An 18,603-nucleotide genomic window follows, 5' to 3' on the forward strand; every position below is an offset into this window, starting at 1 on the left:
TGGCGCCACTGCGTGGGCCGACCCCCACGACTCGCTGCAACACACCGCCCTGAGCACCCCGCTCGCGGCGCGGTGGGGACACCCGAACTGCCCACCGCCCCTCGTTCGGCTCCACCGCGGGCGGCGGTGACGGCGCCCGCCCCGCAGTGGGCCGGCACCCCCTGACCGCACCACCGGCACGACGCACCGGGCGCCGTCCCGGCGCGCTCCGCATTCCGCACCCGTACCGCACGCATCTGGAGGTAGGCATGCCAGACCGCTTCGGACCCGCAGCCGCACGCCCGCACCGACCACGACGACGCCGTACGTCCGCCCTGGCCACCACCCTGGCGACGCTGCTGCTCGGGGCGGCGGGACAGCTCTCCGCGCAGCCGGCGGCCGCCGCCGAGCCGCACGTGGACAACCCGTTCGCCGGAGCCTCGTTCTACGTCAACCCCGACTACGCCCGCCTGGTCGACGGGTCCATCGCCCAGACCACCGACGCGACGCTCAAGGCCCGGATGGAGAAGGTCAAGAGCTATCCGACGGCCGTCTGGCTGGACCGCATCGCCGCCATCCACGGCGGCGCGGCCAACGCGGGCCGCAAGAGCCTCGCCGACCACCTCGACCTGGCGCTCGCGCAGAAGAAGCCCGGTCAGCCCCTCGTCGCCACCTTTGTCGTGTACGACCTCCCGGGCCGGGACTGCTCCGCCCTCGCCTCCAACGGCGAACTGCCGTTGACCGCCGTCGGTTTGGCGCGTTACAAGACCGAGTACATCGACGAGATCGCCGAGGTGTTCGCCGACCCGAAGTACCAGGACATCCGGATCACCACCGTCATCGAACCGGACGGCCTGCCGAACCTGGTCACCAACCTGTCCGACCCCGAATGCGCCCAGGCCAAGAGCAGCGGCGTCCAGGTCGATGCCATCCGGTACGCGCTGAACAAGCTGCACGCCGTTCCGAACGTGTACACGTACATGGACTTCGCCCACTCCGGCTGGCTCGGCTGGGACACCAACCTCTCCCAGACCACCCAGCTGTACACGGACGTCGTCAGGGGCACCACGGCGGGGCTGGGCAGCGTGGACGGCCTGGTCACCAACGTCTCCAACTACACGCCGCTCGCCGAGCCGTTCCTCACCGACCCGAACAAGACGGTCGGCGGCAACATGATCAAGTCGGGCAAGTACTACGAGTGGAACCCGAACTTCGACGAGTCGGACTTCACCAAGGCCGTGCACGCCGCGCTGGTGGCCCAGGGCTGGCCGGCCTCCACCGGCATGGTCGTCGACACCTCCCGCAACGGCTGGGGCGGCGCCGGGCGGCCGACCGCAGAGGGCACGAGCACGGTCCTCGACACCTACGTCAGCCAGTCCAAGGTGGACCGGCGGGCGCACCGCGGCCTGTGGTGCAACGTCAACGGCGCGGGCTTGGGCCATCCCCCGCAGGCCTCGCCCGCCGGTCATCCGGACGCGCACCTCGACGCGTTCCTGTGGATCAAGCCGCCGGGCGAGTCGGACGGCGCGAGCGAGGACATCCCGAACGACGAGGGCAAGCGTCCGGACCCGATGTGCAACCCGGACTACACGGCGCCCAACGCGGGCAACAACCCCACCGGCGCGATGCCCGACGCGCCGCTGGCCGGCCACTGGTTCCACAACCAGTTCGCGATGCTGGTGCGCAACGCGTACCCGGCCGTGCCCACCGACGGCGGCGGCGACCCCGGTGATCCGGGCGACACCACCGCCCCGACCGCGCCGACCGGCCTGAGGACCACGGCGAGGAGCGCCACCAGCGTTTCCCTCGCCTGGACCGCGGCCACCGACGACGTGGGCGTGACCGGTTACGACGTGTACCGCGACGGCACCCGGATCACCTCCACGCCGGGCACCGCGACGACGTTCACGGACACCGGGCTGAGCCCCGCCACGGCGTACGCCTACACCGTCCGGGCCCGGGACGCCGCCGGGAACGTCTCCGCGGCCTCGGCCGGGCTGAGCGTCACCACCGACGCGGGCGGCGGCAATCCCGACCCGGCGGGCGGCGTCAAGGTCGCCTACAAGAACAACGACTCCTCGGCCACGGACAACGCCATCCGGCCCGGTCTGCGCGTCACCAACACCGGCAGCGGCCCGCTGGACCTGACCAAGGTCACCGCCCGTTACTACTTCACTCGGGACGGCGGCTCGCCGACCGTCAACGCCTGGTGCGACTACGCGGCCGTGGGCTGCGCCGACGTCAGGCTGCGGGTGGTCCCGCTGAGCACACCGGTGGCGGGCGCGGACGCCTACCTCGAGGTCGGCTTCTCCACCGGCACGCTGGCCGCGGGCCGGGACACCGGCGACATCCAGCTCCGGATGGCCAAGTCCGACTGGTCCGCCTTCAACGAGGCCGGTGACTACAGCCGCACCACCGCCACGTCGTACGCCGACGCCCCGGCGGTCCCCGCCTACGTCGGCACCGTACTGGCCTGGGGCACGCCGCCCGCCTGATCCCCCCACGCTCCCCCGCCCGTCCGGCGGCACCCTCCCCGGGACGGGCGGGGGCTCCAGTGCCAACCAGACAGGAGACACGAAGACATGGCTCGACGCAGACGACTCATCTCGCTGGCGGCCGTGCTGGCCACCCTCCTGGCCGGGCTCGGCCTGGCCCTGATCGGCCAGGGCAGCGCGCAGGCGCACGGTGTGGCGATGATGCCCGGATCGCGGACCCACCTCTGCTATCTGGACGCCAAGACCAGCACCGGCGCACTCGACCCGACGAACCCGGCGTGCGAGGCCGCCCTCGCCGAGAGCGGCGCGACCGCGCTGTACAACTGGTTCGCCGTGCTCGACTCCCACGCGGGCGGCCGGGGCCCCGGTTACGTGCCGGACGGCAAGCTGTGCAGCGCCGGCGACCGGTCCCCGTACAACTTCACCGGCTACAACGCCACCCGCGCCGACTGGCCGCGCACGCACCTGACCTCGGGTGCGACCATGCGGGTCAAGTACAGCAACTGGGCCGCGCACCCCGGCGACTTCCGGGTGTATCTGTCCAAGCCCGGCTACTCGCCCTCCACCGAGCTGGGCTGGGACGACCTGGAACTGATCCAGACGGTCACCAACCCGCCCCAGTCCGGCTCGGTGGGCAGCGACTCCGGTCACTACTACTGGGACCTGAGGCTGCCCTCCGGGCGCTCCGGTGACGCGGTGATGTTCATCCAGTGGGTGCGCTCGGACAGCCAGGAGAACTTCTTCTCCTGCTCCGACGTCGTCTTCGACGGCGGCAACGGCGAGGTGACCGGCATCCGCGGCTCGAACGGCACCCCGACGCCGACGCCGACACCGACGCCGACACCGACGCCCACCGGCCCGCACACCGGGTGCATGGCCGTCTACTCGGTGACGAACTCCTGGAGCGGCGGCTTCCAGGGCTCGGTGCAGGTGATGAACCACACCACGGCACCGCTGAACGGCTGGGCCGTGCGCTGGCAGCCGGGCTCCGGCACCAGGATCAACCAGGTCTGGAACGGCTCGCTGAGCACCGGCTCCGACGGCACGGTCACGGTCGGGAACGTCGACCACAACCGGACCGTCGCGCCGGACGGCAGCGTCACCTTCGGCTTCACCGCCACCTCGACCGGCAACGACTTCCCCGTCGGATCGATCGGCTGCGTCAACCCCTAGCCGGCCTCCGCCCGTGCGGCGGCGCCGGATCCCGCGGCGAGCGGGAACGGCGCCGCCGTACGCCGTCTCAGACCAGCGTGGAGTGCAGGGTGTCGGCGGGCTGGTTCACCGGGCGTGGGACGCCGGTGCCGCCGTCCACGACGAACAGCGGCACGCCGAGCGCGTCGGCGCGGGCGCGGGCCCCGGCGGCGTACCCGGCGAGCGAGAAGTACACGCACTGCGCGGACTCCGACATGGCCGTCAGCCACAGGCACTCCACGTCCCGCACCGACGCCGGGCGCGCGGACGGGTCGACCTGGGCGACCAGGCCGCGGGCGGCGAGGGCCACCCCGGACGGGGGCCGCTGGTCGGCGCGGCGCAGGTCACGGTGGCCGAGGCGGTGCAGATAGAGGGCGGCCGCCGTGACGGCGTCCAGGGCGGTGCGCAGGGTGACCGGTCGCCGTCGGCCGGCGCCGGGCGCGGCCACGGGCAGGCGCAGCACCGTTCCGCAGGGGCAACCCAGCTCGGGGCGCGGCCACTGGTTGCGCCGGCCGCAGGGGACGCAGCGCACCTCGACCCATTCCTCGTCCCAGCTGCGCCGGGTGACGGGCTGCGGCGCGGCGCAGCGGTCCAGCGGCGGGCCGGTGGGGGCGCCGCAGGCGCAGGGATACGACGGCGCGGTGTAGAGGAGCTCACGACGGCAGGCCGGGCAGCGCACCGGCAGGCTCTCGGGCATGGCCACATCGTGCTCCTCCCGCCGGCTGTCTGTCCGTCCCTTGACGGCATTCGAGCCGCGCCCTTACCTTGCTTCCAGATAGTAGAATTTATTTTCCGTTATGCGGAAGTGCTCACCGGCGGGGCGCGGCGGGAGTACGCATCCGACAGCCGAAGCAGGAGTACTCAATGGCTCGTATGACCGCTGCCCGCGCGGCAGTCGAGATCCTCAAGCGCGAGGGCGTCACGGACGCCTTCGGCGTGCCGGGCGCGGCGATCAACCCGTTCTACGCGGCACTCAAGGCGTCCGGCGGCATCAGCCACACCCTCGCCCGCCATGTGGAGGGCGCCTCGCACATGGCCGAGGGCTACACCCGCACCCACCCCGGCAACATCGGGGTGTGCATCGGCACCTCCGGCCCGGCCGGCACCGACATGATCACCGGCCTGTACTCCGCGACCGGCGACTCCGTCCCGATCCTGTGCATCACCGGCCAGGCGCCGACCGCGGTGATCCACAAAGAGGACTTCCAGGCCGTCGACATCGCCTCCATCGCCAAGCCGGTGACGAAGATGGCGGTCACCGTGCTGGAGGCCGCGCAGGTCCCCGGCGTCTTCCAGCAGGCGTTCCACCTGATGCGCTCCGGCCGCCCCGGCCCCGTCCTCGTCGACCTGCCGATCGACGTCCAGCTCACCGAGATCGAGTTCGACCCGGAGACGTACGAGCCGCTGCCCGTCTACAAGCCGGCCGCCACCCGGGCCCAGATCGAGAAGGCGATCGGGATGCTGAACGCGTCCGAGCGCCCGCTGATCGTGGCCGGCGGCGGCATCATCAACGCGGACGCCGCCGACCTTCTGGTGGAGTTCGCCGAACTGACGGGCACTCCGGTCGTGCCGACCCTGATGGGCTGGGGCACCGTCCCCGACGACCACGAGCTGAACGCCGGCATGGTGGGCCTGCAGACCTCGCACCGCTACGGCAACGCGACCTTCCTGGAGTCCGACTTCGTCCTCGGTATCGGCAACCGCTGGGCCAACCGCCACACGGGCAGGCTCGACGTCTACACCGCCGGCCGCACGTTCGTCCACGTCGACATCGAGCCGACCCAGATCGGCAAGATCTTCGCACCCGACTACGGCATCGCCTCCGACGCCAGGGCCGCGCTGAAGCTGTTCGTCGAGGTGGCCCGCGAGCTGAAGGCGGCCGGCCGGCTGCCCGACCGCTCCGCGTGGGCCGCGTCGGCGCAGGAGAAGAAGGCGACGCTGCAGCGCCGTACGCACTTCGACGACATCCCGATCAAGCCGCAGCGCGTCTACGAGGAGATGAACAAGGCCTTCGGCCCGGAGACGCGGTACGTCACCACCATCGGCCTGTCGCAGATCGCCGGCGCCCAGATGCTGCACGTCTACCGGCCGCGGCACTGGATCAACTGCGGCCAGGCGGGCCCCCTGGGCTGGACCGTCCCGGCCGCGCTGGGCGTCGCCAAGGCCGACCCGGAGGCCTCCGTGGTCGCGCTCTCCGGCGACTACGACTTCCAGTTCATGATCGAGGAACTGGCCGTCGGCGCCCAGCACCGGATCCCCTACGTGCACGTCCTGGTGAACAACTCCTACCTGGGCCTGATCCGCCAGGCGCAGCGGGCGTTCGAGATCGACTTCCAGGTCAACCTGGAGTTCGAGAACCTCAACTCACCGGAGCTCGGCGTCTACGGCGTCGACCACGTCAAGGTCGCCGAGGGCCTCGGCTGCAAGGCGATCCGGGTGACCGACCCCCGCGAACTGGGCGCGGCCTTCGAGCAGGCCAAGAAGCTGGCCGCCGAGTTCCGGGTGCCGGTGGTGGTCGAGGCGGTCCTGGAGCGGATCACCAACATCTCCATGTCCGGCACCAACGACATCAGCAACGTGGTGGAGTTCGAGGAGATCGCGACGGAGCCCGGGCACGCGCCGACGTCGATCAGGACGCTGAAGGTCTGACGCGGCTCCCCACGGTCCGCAGGCCGAGGGCGGCTCACCCCGAGGGGTGGGCCGCCCCGACGTCGTTCCGCGCTCAGTCGCCGCCGCCCCCGCCCCCGCCGCAGCCGTATCCGCCGCCGCCGTAGTGGTGATGGCCGCCCGACGCGGTGTCGCCCGGCTCGTGGCCTTCCTCGGCGCCGTAGGCCCGGCGCAGGTCGGTGCCCCGGCCGAACGGGAAGCGTCCCTCGTCCGCCAGGGCGCCGCGGCCGGCGAGCCCGGAGGCGCGGGCGAAGTGGGGTACGAGCGCCGTCAGGGCCCGTGCGCCGTGGAGCGCGACGGCGAACAGCATCTCCTCGTCGGTGAGGCCGTCCGGACCGGTGGGGAGCGGATGGCGGGCCCGGAGGGCGGTGAGGTGCCGGCGTCCCGCGCGGGTCGGGCCGGGCAGTCCCGAGCGCAGCAGCCCCGCCGAGGTGAGGTCCCCGCGCATCCGGGCGAGGGCGAGGCGAACGGCCGCGCGGCCCGGCAACTCCCGCGGTCCGGCGGGCCGGTGGAGACCGACGCGTACCGCCTTCTCCAGCGGGTGGTCGGGTGCGGGGAACGCGGCCGCCTTGCGCAGCGTCCCGGGCCGCCCCGCCTCGACCAGGCCCCGCAGATGCAGGCCCAGCACGGCCACGGTGACGGCGGCCCGTGGGCCACCCCGCAGATAACCGGCTTCGTGCGGCCCCGGCCGCCCCGTCGTCGCCTCGTCGCTCGTCACAGCCAACCCCCGTCACCCGGGGCCCGCCGCCCCCGTGCCGGCGGGTCCCGGTGTCCGAAGGGTATGTGCCCGCGTCAGGGGGCACTCGAAGCGTGCCGGGGCGGGTTCAGAGGTTGATTTGAGGGAGCCGTACCCGGCGTACGCCCCCTGGCGTACGCGGGGTCAGCCCGCACCGGGCGGCTCGTGGTGCTCCGACAGCCCGGGCCAGTCGTCCGGCCCGCCGCCCTGCCACTCGACGAGGTCGCTCTCCTCGACCTCGATGGTGTCGAGATCGGCCAGCCGAAGGATCTCGACGACGTCGTCCAGATGGGTGGCGATACCGAGCGTCTCGTCCCCGGCGGTGACCCTGCGGGAGCCGTCGAGGGCCGGGGGATGCACTACGACATGCGGGGGCTGTGTGGGGTGTGCCATGTCCCCAGGTTGCTGCCGGCCGGGTGTGTCCGCACGTCAGCCGGGTCCGGCGCGCCGCCCGTCGCCGTGCACCGCCCTCGTCGGGGCCGGGCACGGCGACGGGCGCCGGGAAGGTGAGGGTTCTTCCCGGCGCTCCGGTCGTCGTGGCCGTCCGGCGGTGCGAGGCCGGGCGCGTCAGGACGTTCGCGCCGCCGGACGGAGTCGGTGTGGCTGGGACCGCGGCGGCAGGCGACGGCACCGGGTTCCTTCCCTCAGGTCGAAGAAGGAGACTCGGGACCTTCACCACCGCACTGGCTCGCACGCCGCCGCGGTCCTCGCCGTGCCCGCCTCGCACCGGTCGACCACCCCTCGTCCGGGTCGCCGATGGCGTGGCGGGCTGTGCGTCCGAATCCCTGACATCCCGTCAGGCTCCGGACGCGGCCCTTGGGGTCGGTGGGCCAGGTGCTTTCGATCACTTCGGGGCGATCGCGATGTCAAGAGTTGGTCGAAGTCGAGGGTGGTTCCGGGCGGCGCCACCGCCTGGGCGCGACAGGACAGGTGTCAGCGGTCGCGCCGCCCGGAGGTCTCGAAAGGGGATCAGACCTGGGCGCCGGACAGGCGCTCCACGGCCCGCAGCAGGGCCGAGTGGTCCAGGCCCCCGTCGCCCTGCGCGCGCAGGGAGGCCACGAGCTGGGCGACCACGGCGCCGACCGGCAGCGCCGCGCCGACGTTGCGGGCCGCGTCGGTGACGATGCCCATGTCCTTGTGGTGCAGGTCGATCCGGAAGCCGGGCTTGAAGTCCCGGTTCAGGAAGTTGTCCTTCTTGCGGGTCAGCACGGTGGAGCCGGCCAGCCCGCCATTGAGGACGTCGAGGGCGGCCTTCAGGTCCACCCCGGACTTCTCCAGGAAGACCACGGCCTCCGCGCACGCCTGGATGTTCACGGCGACGATCAGTTGGTTGGCGGCCTTCACGGTCTGGCCGGAGCCGTGCGGACCGCACAGCACGACGGTCTTGCCCAGCGCCTCGAAGACCGGCTTCGCCTGGTCGAAGTCGGCCTGCTCGCCGCCGACCATGATGGACAGCACGGCCTCGACGGCGCCGGCCTCCCCGCCGGACACCGGCGCGTCCAGTACCCGCACGCCCTTGTCGCGGGCGGCCGCGGCCAGGTCGACCGAGGTCTGCGGGGTGATCGAGGACATGTCGATCAGCAGCGCGCCGGACTTCGCGTTCTCCAGGATGCCGTCCGGGCCGTATGCGACGGCCTCGACCTGAGGCGACGCCGGCACCATCGTGACGATCACGTCGGCATCCCGGACGGCCTCGGCGATCGAGGAGGCGGCGGTGCCGCCGGCGGCGGCCAGCCGGTCCAGCTTCTCCTGCTCCAGGGTGTAGCCGGTGACGTCGTACCCCGCCTTGAGCAGGTTCTCGGACATGGGGGAGCCCATGATGCCGAGGCCGATCCAGGCGATCTTGGGGAGGTGGCTCATATCGGGATGCCTCTCGGTGCGGGGGATCAGCGGGACAGCCAGTCGAAGGCCTCGGCGCTCGGGCGGTCGCCCGGCTTGTACTCCAGGCCGACCCAGCCGTCGTAACCGGCCTTGCGGAGCTGGTCGAGGAGGTCTTCGAGGGGCAGTGAGCCCGTGCCGGGCGCGCCGCGGCCCGGGTTGTCGGCGATCTGGACGTGGCCGGTCTTCGCCGCGTACTGCTCGATCACCGTCGGCAGGTCCTCGCCGTTCATCGACAGGTGGTAGAGGTCCATCAGGAACCGCGCGTTGCCGAGGCCGGTCGCCTCGTTGACCTCGTCGACGACGCCGACCGCCGCCGGGGCCGACACCAGCGGGTACAGCGGCGACTCGGGCCGGTTGAGCGCCTCGATCAGCAGGACCGCGTCGATCCGGTCGGCGGCGCGGGCCGCGAGGACCAGGTTCGCCAGCGCGAGAGCGTCCTGCTCGGCCGGGTCGACGCCCTCGACCCGGTTGCCGTAGAGCGCGTTGAGCGCCTTGCAGCCGAGGGAGGCGGCGAAGCCGGCCGCCACGTCGATGTTCGCGAGGAACCGCTCCGACTCCTCGCCGGGGACCGACAGGGCGCCGCGGTCGGGGCCCGGGAGCTGCCCGGCGTAGAAGTTGAGCCCGGTGAGCTGGACGCCGGCGTCCTTGATGGCCTGCCTCAGGGCGTCGAGCTCGGACGGCTCGGGGGTGGGGGAGTCGACCCAGGGCCACCACAGCTCGACCGCGGTGAAGCCCGCCGCGGCCGCCGCGGCCGGGCGCTCCAGGAGCGGGAGTTCAGTGAAGAGGATCGACAGGTTGACGTTGAAGCGCTGGTCTGCGAATCCCATCGGGGTCGGCGCTCCCTTCCCGCTCTCCATATAATTCCGCATTGCGGAAGTTGATTTCTATCTAACGGAAGACTGCCGTGGTGGGCGAACGCTGTCAAGAGCGGCCCGAAAAGTGGCGCCCCCTGTCGGGGGCGCTGGGAGGCGGTGGTGGTTCGGAGCGCGTCGACGGCGCTCACGGCGTTCGCCGGTCACCGGCCGGGCGGCACAATGTGCCTGCAGGTGTCCTCTGGACCGGAGGGCTGAGAGGATGCGGGTCATGGACGCCTTGGGGGCACAGTGCGACTGAAAGTGGAATTCACGACGGAACCTTTCGACCTCGACGAGGCACCCGCGCACGCGCTGGTGGCCCGCGAGGTCATCGAGGCGGCCGAGCTGGACGCCGTCGACGTCGGCCCCTTCGGCAACACCGCCGAGGGCGGCGCCGACGCGGTGCTGACCGCCGTGGACGCCCTGCTCCGCAGGACGCTCCAGGCCGGCGCCACCCGCGTCTCATTGCAGGTGAACGTGGTCGGGGACGGTGATAGGTGACCGGCAACGAGTCCTTCATCGCCGCGGTGAAGCCACTGGTCGACGCCATCGGCGGCACGTTGATCGCGCCGGACGAGGCGAGCGCCGACGACGTCGTGCTGGCCTGGGAGGGCACCGACGCCGTCGCCGTACGGCTGCCGCAGCTCGCCGACTCCCTCGACCACATCCTCGCGGCCATGGAGCGCAAGCAGGGCAAGCCGCTGTCCGAGCTGGACCGCAAGTCCAAGCAGGAGGTGGTGCGCATACTGGAGGCGCGGGGCGCCTTCTCCGTGCGCCACGGCGTCGAGACCGTGGCGAGCGCGCTCGGCGTCAGCCGGTTCACGGTCTACAACTATCTGAACCGCGAGAAAGAGGCCTGAAACAGGGCCTTGCCCCGGGTGCGCCGACCAGGGCTTTGCCCCGGTGTGCGACCGCCGTCCCGTGCGTTCGGGGCGGCGGGTTTCGTTACCCCGAATTTTCAACAGACTGTTGACGTGATGTTTCGGAGGGCGTTAGCTGTCCGCAGCCCGTCCAGCACGAAGGCCGACAAGGCCACGGAGGCTCCCGTGACGTCCACTTCCACGCCGCCGGGCCTGGCCCGCTTCAACGCCCTTCAGGAGCAGGCGGCCTTCACGGCACTGCACGAGGCCTGTGCCTCCACCGCCTGGGCGAGCCGGCTGCTCGCCGCCCGCCCGTACGCCACGCCCGAGGACCTCTACGCCGCCAGTGACGCCGCCACGGCCGACCTGACCACCGAGGACCTCGAGGAGGCGATGGCCGGGCACCCGCCGATCGGCCGCCCCAAGCCGGGCGACCCGACCTCGGCCCGGGAACAGCGCGGCATGGCCGGCGCCCCCGAGGACCTCGAGGCGCAGATGCTGGAGCTGAACCTGGCCTACCAGGAGAGGTTCGGCCATGTCTTCCTGATCTGCGCCACCGGCCGCACCGGCGAGCAGATGCGCGACGCGGTCAAGGAGCGGATCGGGAACTCGCCGGAGCAGGAGCGGGAGATCGTCCGCACCGAGCTGGGCAAGATCAACCGTATCCGGCTCGCCCGACTCGTCGAAGAGGACTGACCCAGCCATGAGCACCAGCACCACCGCCTCGGTGTCCACGCACATCCTGGACACCAGCGTCGGCCGCCCCGCCGAGGGCGTCGCCGTTCAGCTCGCGGCCCGCAGTGGCCGGGACGCTGCATGGCAGGCACTCGGCGGCTCCGCGACCGACGCGGACGGGCGGTGCAAGGACCTGCCGGCGCTGCCGAAGGGGACCACCCACGTACGGCTCGACTTCGCCGTGGAGCCGTATTTCGAGAAGAAGCAAGCCGATGCGCAGCAGGACGCCCCCGCGAATCGGGACAGCGGTGCCGTGTTCTTCCCCGAGGTGGCGATCACCTTCGCCGTCGAGCCCGGGGAGCACTACCACGTGCCGCTGCTGCTCAACCCGTTCGGCTACTCCGTATACCGAGGGAGCTAGCAGACACATGCCCACGATCCTGGGACAGAACCAGTACGGCAAGGCCGAGAACCGAGTCGTGAAGATCACGCGGGACGGCGCCACCCACCACATCAAGGACCTGAACGTCTCCGTCGCCCTCTCCGGCGACATGGACGAGGTCCACTACTCCGGCTCGAACGCCAACGTCCTGCCGACCGACACCACCAAGAACACGGTGTACGCGTTCGCCAAGGAGTACGGCATCGAGTCCGCCGAACAGTTCGGCATCCACCTCGCCCGCCACTTCGTCACCTCGCAGGAGCCGATCCACCGGGCCCGCATCCGCATCGAGGAGTACGCCTGGGAGCGGATCGAGACCTCCGACGCCAACTCCAGGCTCATCGGCGCGGACGAGGTCAAGCACTCCTTCGTCCGCAAGGGCCAGGAGACCCGGCTGACGCAGATCACCTACGACGGTGACAAGTGGGAGGTCGTCTCGGGCCTGAAGGACCTCGTCGTGATGAACTCGACCAACTCCGAGTTCTGGGGCTACGTCAAGGACAGGTACACCACGCTCAAGGAGGCCCACGACCGCATCCTGGCCACCCAGGTCTCCGGCCGCTGGCGGTTCAACTGGAGCGACGACGAGCAGAAGATGCCCAACTGGGAGAAGTCCTACGAGCAGACCAGGCAGCACATGCTCCAGGCCTTCGCCGAGACGTACTCCCTGTCGCTGCAGCAGACGCTGTACCAGATGGGCGCCCGCATCATCAACTACCGCAGTGAGATCGACGAGGTCCGCTTCGCCCTCCCGAACAAGCACCATTTCCTCGTGGACCTGGAGCCGTTCGGGCTGAAGAACGACAACGAGGTCTACTTCGCCGCCGACCGCCCCTACGGCCTGATCGAGGCCACCATCCTGCGGGACGGCTGCGAGGCGAGGATCCCGGTGGACCTCACCAACCTCTGATCCACCCCACTTTCGGCACCCGCGGCCGGCGGAGACGCAGGCGTTCGCACTCCCCGGCCGCGGCACTCAACATCCCCAGGGTCCTGCCGTGCCCTCTCCACAAGAGTCCACTGAGCGAAAAGGACGAACCATGGCAGCAGCCCGGCGCATCGTCATCGAGAACTGTGCGATCGCGACCGTCGACGCCGACGACACCGAGTACGCCTCCGGGTACGTCGTCGTCGCCGGCAACCGCATCGAGGCGCTCGGCTCGGGCAGGGCCCCCGAGGGCCTGGCGAACGTCGTCCGGCGCATCGACGCCTCCGGCCACCTCGTGACCCCCGGTCTGGTCAACACTCACCACCACTTCTACCAGTGGATCACCCGGGGCATGGCCACGGACCACAACCTCTTCAACTGGCTGGTCGCCCTGTACCCGATCTGGGCGCGCATCGACGAGCAGATGACGTACGCGGCCGCGCAGGGCTCACTGGCGATGATGGCCCGCGGCGGCGTCACCACCGCGATGGACCACCACTACGTCTTCCCGCACGGCTCCGGCGACCTGTCCGGCTCCATCATCCGCGCCGCCCGTGAGACGGGTGTCCGCTTCACCCTTGCCCGGGGCTCCATGGACCGCAGCGAGAAGGATGGCGGCCTGCCGCCGGACTTCGCCGTGGAGACCCTCGACGGCGCGCTCGCCGCGACCGAGGAGACCGTCAGGCAGCACCACGACGCCTCCTTCGACGCCATGACCCAGGTCGCCGTCGCCCCCTGCTCCCCGTTCTCCGTCTCCACCGAACTGCTGAGCCAGGGAGCCGAGTTGGCTCGCCGTCTCGGCGTACGGCTGCACACGCACGGCTCGGAGACCGTGGAGGAGGAGAAGTTCTGCCACGAACTGTTCGGCATGGGGCCGACCGACTACTTCGAGTCCACCGGCTGGCTCGGCGAGGACGTGTGGATGGCGCACTGCGTCCACATGAACGACTCCGACATCGCCGCCTTCGCCCGGACCAGGACGGGCGTCGCCCACTGCCCCTCCTCCAACGCCCGGCTGGCCGCCGGTATCGCCCGGGTGCCGGACATGCTCGCCGCCGGCGTGCCCGTCGGCCTCGGCGTCGACGGCACCGCGTCGAACGAGTCCGGCGAACTCCACACCGAACTGCGCAACGCCCTGCTGATCAACCGCCTCGGCGCCCACCGCGAGGCCGCCCTGAACGCCCGCCAGGCGCTGCGCCTCGGCACCCACGGCGGCGCCCAGGTGCTGGGCCGCGCCGACCAGATCGGCTCCCTGGAGCCCGGCAAGCTGGCCGACCTGGTGCTGTGGAAGCTGGACACCCTGGCCCACGCCTCCATCGCCGACCCGGTGACCGCGCTGGTCTTCGGCGCGGCGGCCCCGGTCACGCTGTCCCTCGTCAACGGCGAGCCGGTGGTCGAGGACGGCCGTCTGCTGCACGTCGACGAGGACGCGATCGCCCGCTCCACGCGTCACGAGGCGCAGCGGCTGGCGCGCATCGCCGCCCAGGGCTGACCAGTTCAAGACTCCGGCCGGGAGGGACGGCTCCCGGCCGGCAGCCGTGGACCCGAGCGGGGTCCACGGCGGCCGACTCCGGGGCGGGCGTGGACGCGTTCGCCCCGGACCGGTCCCCGTCACCCCGGTCCCGCACGACCGGCGCACCACCTCCCTGGAACCCACGGCAGCGTTCCCGCGCGGCCGCGTACCCGACCGGAGGAGCCGCCGTGGCCGCTCAGCCCGATGCCGCCGCCCACCGTCCCCGAGCAGCGCGCCGTACATCCCGTCGACGAGAAACTCCCCGCCCTGAAGATGGCGACCACGGGCCTTCAGCGCGTGGCCGCGATGTACGCGGTCCTCGACAAGGACAACAACGTCCTGGTCGTCGCCGTCTCCCTCGCCGTCGGCATCGTCCCGATCACCGCGCCGGAGTTCTACCACGCCTTCCCGGAGACCGCGAAGATCGTCCTGGACTCGGGGATCTCGACCGGGTGTGGGGCGGCGGTCCTGCTGAACCTGGTCTTCAACCACCTGGGCAAGGGCCGGGACGCGCAGCACGTGACCCATCCGATGGAGGCGGGGGAGGAGATCACCGGGGCGCCGACCCGGGCCCCCGCCACGCCATGAGGTCGGCGAACAGCTCGGCCTGCTCATTCAGGGCCGCTCGGGGCGTGGCCTCAGTACGACCGCGGCCAGCACCAGCGCCCCCACCGCGATCACCGACGCCGTCCGGAACGCCAGCTGGTAGCCCTCCGCCGTGGCCCCCACCTGCTCCGCGCCGTGGGCGAGCAGCCCGTCGGTGTGGCTCGCCGCGAGCGTGGACAGCACCGCCAGGCCCAGTGAGCCGCCCACCACTTGCGTCGTGTTGAACAGCCCGGACGCCAGGCCCGCGTCCTCGTCACGGGCGCCCGACATGGCGAGCCCGGTCAGCGCGGGCATGGCGGCCGCGAACCCGGCGGCGAGCAGCAGCAGCGGCGGGAGTACGTCGGTGACGTAGGAGCCACCCACGGGGGCCCGGCTGAGCAGGGCCATGCCGGCGGTGATCAGCACGAGCCCGGCCAGCAGGACCCGGTACGCGCCCAACCTGCCGATCGTGCGGGCCGACAGCCCCAGCATCAGCAGACCGATCGCGATCGGCGCCGGGAGGAAGGCCGTGCCGGTGGTCAACTCGTCGTACCCGAGGACGCGTTGCAGATAGAGCGCGCCGATGAACTGGAAGCCGTACATCGTCGCGATCATCAGGATCTGCACCGCGTTCGCGCCGGTCAGCAGGCGGGAGCGGAACAGGCGCAGCCGCAGCAGCGGGCGTTCGGCGCGGGCCTGGCGGACGACGAACGCCGTGAACAGGGCGGCGGTGAGCCCGGCCAGCAGGAGTGTGGCGGTCGGGCCGAGGTCGCCGACGCCGATGATCACATAGACCAGGAGCATCAGGGCGCCGGTGACCAGGGCCGCCCCCGGGTAGTCCGCGCCCTTGCCGAGCCCGGCGCCGCGCTCCGGGGCGAGGACGCGCACGGCCGCGAGCCACGCGACGACACCGATGGGCAGGTTGATCAGAAAGATCCAGTGCCAGCCCAGGGCCTGCGTCAGCGCCCCGCCGAGAAATGTGCCGAGCGCCCCGCCCGCGGCGCCGACCGCGCTGAACACCGAGATGGCGCGGACCTGTTCACGCGGCTCCGGATAGAGCGCGACCAGCATGCCGAGCACCACGGCCGAGGTCATCGCCCCGCCCACGCCCTGCACGGCACGCGCCGCGATCAGCAGGCCCTGGCTCGTGGCCAGCCCGCACAGCACGGACGCCACGGTGAACACCGCGAGTCCCGTCGTGAACATCCGCTTGCGTCCCACCAGATCGCCCAGCCGGCCGGCCAGCAGGAGCAGCCCGCCGAAGGGGATCAGATAGGCGTTGACGACCCAGGCGAGGCCGGGGCCGCTGAAACCGAGGTCGCTCTGGATGGCGGGCATCGCCACGGTGACGATGTTGCCGTCCAGAATCGTCATCAGCGTCCCCGCGCACAGCACGACAAGGGCCGCCCAACGGGCGTACGTTCGCTCCTGAGGGCGCTTGACGGCTTCCGCCGCGTTCTCGGTCAGGGACGACATGGCCGGGTCTCCTCCGCAGTCTCCATAGGTGCACGACTTGTAACGGGGAACATCGTGGGTGACCATGGAGGTCGGCGTAAGGAGGCACTTCGATGTCCCAGGGGAACACCGGTGTTACCGTCCAGGTCGTGAACGCACACGCCTGCCCGGTGCGGGAAGTTCTTGACAGGGTGGCCGGCAAGTGGGCGGTCCAGATCCTGGTCGCCGCCGCGCACGGGCCGATCCGCTTCACCGAGTTGGAGCGGAGCATCGAGGGGATCAGCCGCCGCATGCTGACCCTCACCCTGCGCAATCTGGAGCGCGACGGGCTCGTCGTACGGACCGTGCATCCCACGGTGCCGCCGAAGGTGGAGTACGAACTCACTCCTGTCGCCCGTGAGTTGCACGAGACGCTGCAACGGCTGACGGACTGGGCCGAGCGCAACCGGATGTACATCGCCGAGGCGCGGGCGGCGTACGACGCCGAGCACGATCCGGAGCTGGTCGGCGCGTGAGACCGACCGGGCTCGCTACAGCCCGAACAGGCTCGGGTCGGTCGCCAGCTTCTTGAAGTACGCCTGTGGGTCGGGCAGCAGCCTGCGCTCCTTCAGGTCCAGCAACCCGCCGACCCCGACCAGCTCGGCCGCGACCGTGCCGTCGGTCCTGCGGATCGTCTGCCGCATCCTGAACGTCTTGCCCTTGCCCCACTCGAAGACGCACGTCACGTCGACCTCGTCGCCCGCCGTCAGCTCGCGCAGGTAGCGGATCGTGGTCTCCAGGGCCACCGGGCCCACGCCCGTGGCCACCAGGCCCGCCTGGGTGATCCCGGCCGCCCGCAGCAGGGACCAGCGGGCGTGCTCCGCGTAGTTCAGGTAGACCGCCTGGTTCAGGTGGCCCTGCACGTCGGTCTCGTATCCGCGGACCGTCACCCGGACGGAGAACGGTTCGGTCATGGCTTCCCCCTGTCGTGGTCGGCGCTCGGCACCCTGGTTCGCGCCATGCTCATCATGCCCTCCGCGGCGACGCCAGCAGATACCGCGTCCGCGTACGCGGCTCGGTGTGCTCGCCCACCTGCCAGCCCGCCCTCTCCAGGGTGGCGGCGCAGGCCCGCAGCGCCTCGGCGTCCGGCTCGTGCACGGCGACGGCCTCCGGCTGCGGGGTCGCCCGCACCCGGTAGCCGGAAGCGGAATCCTCGCCGGCCGGACGGTGCCCGGCGGCCTCCAGCGCGAGCGCGGCGGCCCGCACCAGGTGCGTCCGCTCCCAGCCGCACGGCCGGTCCGTGGCACCGTCGGGATTGGTCATCCGGCGCAGCTCCAGCAGTCCCTGCCAGGCGCTGTGCACCTCGCGGACGCGGGACCCACCGGTGTCCGGCCCGGCCTCCTCGCCCCCGACGCGAGCGACGAACACACCCGTGTTCACGGAGGGCTCCGGCCCGGGCCTCTCGGCCTCGGTTTCCCCAGTCCGGTGGCCCGCCTCCCGTGTCCGGTGGCCCGCCTCCCGTGTCCGGTGGCCCGCCGGGGTCAGGAAGTGGTCGTGCGGCGGTCGTGGATGCCGGAAGGCCAGGCCCCGCTTCACCAGCGCCGCGAGCTGCGCCTCCGTGCCCTTGAGCCGCCCGGTCACCGGATCGGCGGCGTCGATGACACGCCGCTGGGCGGCGGTCGGCGGTCGGGTCACGGCGTGCTCCCTCCGTGCGCTGGGCGAGGTTCCCACCGCTTCGAAGGTTACGACCCGGCTCTGACATTCCAGCCCGCGATCACCGGACGCCCGTGCTCCGTGCCCAGCCGGCACACCGCCCCCGTCGCCAGCTGGAACAGCGCGCCGTCCTGCGGCGGCAGCCCGAGCCGCCGCGCGGTCAGCACCCGCAGGAAGTGCCCGTGCGACACCAGCACCGCCACGCCCTCCGTGTCGGCGAGGGCGGCCTCCACCTTGCCCAGCATCCGGTCGGCCCGCGCCCCGACCTGCTGCACGGTCTCCCCGGGATGCTCCGGCGGCCCGGGCGCCACCCCGTCCCTGAACAGGAACCAGTCGGGCCGCTCCCGCTGGATCTCGACGGTCGTGACCCCCTCGTAGTCCCCGTAGTCCCACTCCACCAGATCCGCGTCCACCCGCACCGCGCCGTGCAGCCCGATGAGCTCGGCCGTCTCCCGCGCCCGCTGCAGGGGGCTGACGAAGCAGGCTGCGATGCGGTGCGACCGGATGAGTGGCACCAGCCCGCGCGCCTCCTCCCGGCCGCGCTCGGTCAGCGGGACGTCCGTCAGTCCGGTGTGCCGCCCGGACCGGGACCACTCGGTCTCTCCGTGCCGCACCAGCAGTAGATCACCCATGCGACCCACGCTAAGCGG

Annotated in this window: 19 protein-coding genes and 1 pseudogene; 11 read left to right on the plus strand and 9 right to left on the minus strand. The window is 71.7% G+C overall.

Going from position 1 to position 18,603, the window contains the following annotated elements; genetic code table 11:
- Positions 1-248 precede the first annotated feature (248 nt).
- Positions 249-2,474: a glycoside hydrolase family 6 protein gene (locus tag IPT68_RS29545; protein ID WP_189699932.1), complete on the plus strand. Its 2,226-nt coding sequence runs from the start codon at positions 249-251 to the stop codon at positions 2,472-2,474.
- Between the two features lie 87 nt (positions 2,475-2,561).
- The gene (locus tag IPT68_RS29550) at positions 2,562-3,647 is read left to right on the plus strand and encodes a lytic polysaccharide monooxygenase (protein WP_189699931.1); all 1,086 of its coding nucleotides are present in this window, start codon (positions 2,562-2,564) and stop codon (positions 3,645-3,647) included.
- A 67-nt stretch (positions 3,648-3,714) separates the two neighbouring features.
- Here the strand turns inward: IPT68_RS29550 and IPT68_RS29555 are convergent, their stop codons facing one another.
- Positions 3,715-4,362 carry a hypothetical protein gene (locus tag IPT68_RS29555; protein WP_189699930.1) on the minus strand — a complete coding sequence of 216 codons (648 nt, stop codon included), beginning with the start codon at positions 4,360-4,362 and terminating at the stop codon, positions 3,715-3,717.
- A 167-nt stretch (positions 4,363-4,529) separates the two neighbouring features.
- Here IPT68_RS29555 and gcl point away from each other — a divergent pair, with 167 nt between their 5' ends.
- Positions 4,530-6,314: a glyoxylate carboligase gene (gene gcl / locus IPT68_RS29560; RefSeq protein WP_189699929.1), complete on the plus strand. Its 1,785-nt coding sequence runs from the start codon at positions 4,530-4,532 to the stop codon at positions 6,312-6,314.
- A gap of 73 nt (positions 6,315-6,387) precedes the next feature.
- Here the strand turns inward: gcl and IPT68_RS29565 are convergent, their stop codons facing one another.
- The 4 genes from IPT68_RS29565 to IPT68_RS29580 form a co-directional block, all read right to left on the minus strand.
- On the minus strand, positions 6,388-7,050 hold the full coding sequence (locus IPT68_RS29565; RefSeq protein WP_189699928.1) for a TIGR04222 domain-containing membrane protein: 663 nt from the start codon (positions 7,048-7,050) through the stop codon (positions 6,388-6,390).
- A gap of 162 nt (positions 7,051-7,212) precedes the next feature.
- On the minus strand, positions 7,213-7,461 hold the full coding sequence (locus tag IPT68_RS29570) for a hypothetical protein (protein WP_189699927.1): 249 nt from the start codon (positions 7,459-7,461) through the stop codon (positions 7,213-7,215).
- Between the two features lie 576 nt (positions 7,462-8,037).
- A complete protein-coding gene (locus IPT68_RS29575) occupies positions 8,038-8,928 on the minus strand; it encodes a 2-hydroxy-3-oxopropionate reductase (protein WP_189699926.1) in 891 nt (296 codons plus the stop codon).
- Between the two features lie 26 nt (positions 8,929-8,954).
- Complete coding sequence (locus tag IPT68_RS29580; protein ID WP_189699925.1) at positions 8,955-9,776, minus strand: TIM barrel protein; 822 nt, start codon at positions 9,774-9,776, stop codon at positions 8,955-8,957.
- 276 nt (positions 9,777-10,052) lie between these two features.
- On the opposite strand from IPT68_RS29580, the gene IPT68_RS29585 reads away from it, so the two are divergent.
- The 7 genes and pseudogenes from IPT68_RS29585 to IPT68_RS29615 form a co-directional block, all read left to right on the plus strand.
- Positions 10,053-10,304: a hypothetical protein gene (locus IPT68_RS29585; protein ID WP_189699924.1), complete on the plus strand. Its 252-nt coding sequence runs from the start codon at positions 10,053-10,055 to the stop codon at positions 10,302-10,304.
- Positions 10,301-10,663 (plus strand): helix-turn-helix domain-containing protein, encoded by a 363-nt coding sequence (locus IPT68_RS29590; protein ID WP_189699923.1) that lies wholly within the window; start codon positions 10,301-10,303, stop codon positions 10,661-10,663. Before IPT68_RS29585 ends, IPT68_RS29590 begins: the two co-directional genes overlap by 4 nt.
- Positions 10,664-10,849: 186 nt before the next feature.
- Positions 10,850-11,359 (plus strand): 2-oxo-4-hydroxy-4-carboxy-5-ureidoimidazoline decarboxylase, encoded by a 510-nt coding sequence (uraD, locus tag IPT68_RS29595; RefSeq protein WP_189699922.1) that lies wholly within the window; start codon positions 10,850-10,852, stop codon positions 11,357-11,359.
- A gap of 7 nt (positions 11,360-11,366) precedes the next feature.
- On the plus strand, positions 11,367-11,759 hold the full coding sequence (gene uraH, locus IPT68_RS29600) for a hydroxyisourate hydrolase (protein WP_189699921.1): 393 nt from the start codon (positions 11,367-11,369) through the stop codon (positions 11,757-11,759).
- A 7-nt stretch (positions 11,760-11,766) separates the two neighbouring features.
- The gene (gene pucL, locus IPT68_RS29605; RefSeq protein ID WP_189699920.1) at positions 11,767-12,690 is read left to right on the plus strand and encodes a factor-independent urate hydroxylase; all 924 of its coding nucleotides are present in this window, start codon (positions 11,767-11,769) and stop codon (positions 12,688-12,690) included.
- A gap of 130 nt (positions 12,691-12,820) precedes the next feature.
- Positions 12,821-14,200, plus strand: a complete 1,380-nt coding sequence (locus tag IPT68_RS29610; RefSeq protein WP_189699919.1) for an 8-oxoguanine deaminase — start codon at positions 12,821-12,823, stop codon at positions 14,198-14,200.
- Between the two features lie 333 nt (positions 14,201-14,533).
- A pseudogene (locus tag IPT68_RS29615) lies at positions 14,534-14,809 on the plus strand (purine permease); the annotation flags it as partial.
- A gap of 27 nt (positions 14,810-14,836) precedes the next feature.
- Here IPT68_RS29615 and IPT68_RS29620 read toward each other — a convergent pair.
- Positions 14,837-16,282, minus strand: coding sequence for an MFS transporter (locus IPT68_RS29620; protein WP_189699918.1), 1,446 nt, complete (start codon positions 16,280-16,282; stop codon positions 14,837-14,839).
- A gap of 92 nt (positions 16,283-16,374) precedes the next feature.
- Between IPT68_RS29620 and IPT68_RS29625 the strand changes: the two genes are divergently transcribed.
- Positions 16,375-16,776 (plus strand): winged helix-turn-helix transcriptional regulator, encoded by a 402-nt coding sequence (locus IPT68_RS29625; protein WP_189699917.1) that lies wholly within the window; start codon positions 16,375-16,377, stop codon positions 16,774-16,776.
- Positions 16,777-16,791: 15 nt separating this feature from the next.
- Here IPT68_RS29625 and IPT68_RS29630 read toward each other — a convergent pair whose 3' ends face one another.
- Genes IPT68_RS29630 through IPT68_RS29640 form a run of 3 tightly spaced genes read right to left on the minus strand, consistent with a single transcriptional unit; the run spans position 16,792 to position 18,585 of the window.
- Positions 16,792-17,214 (minus strand): acyl-CoA thioesterase, encoded by a 423-nt coding sequence (locus IPT68_RS29630; protein WP_189699916.1) that lies wholly within the window; start codon positions 17,212-17,214, stop codon positions 16,792-16,794.
- Between the two features lie 52 nt (positions 17,215-17,266).
- Positions 17,267-17,935 (minus strand): hypothetical protein, encoded by a 669-nt coding sequence (locus IPT68_RS29635; protein WP_189699915.1) that lies wholly within the window; start codon positions 17,933-17,935, stop codon positions 17,267-17,269.
- A gap of 47 nt (positions 17,936-17,982) precedes the next feature.
- A complete protein-coding gene (locus tag IPT68_RS29640) occupies positions 17,983-18,585 on the minus strand; it encodes a histidine phosphatase family protein (protein ID WP_189699914.1) in 603 nt (200 codons plus the stop codon).
- Positions 18,586-18,603 lie beyond the last annotated feature (18 nt).

The organism is Streptomyces chromofuscus, from assembly GCF_015160875.1.
In the GTDB taxonomy this organism is placed as follows: Bacteria; Actinomycetota; Actinomycetes; order Streptomycetales; family Streptomycetaceae; genus Streptomyces; species Streptomyces chromofuscus.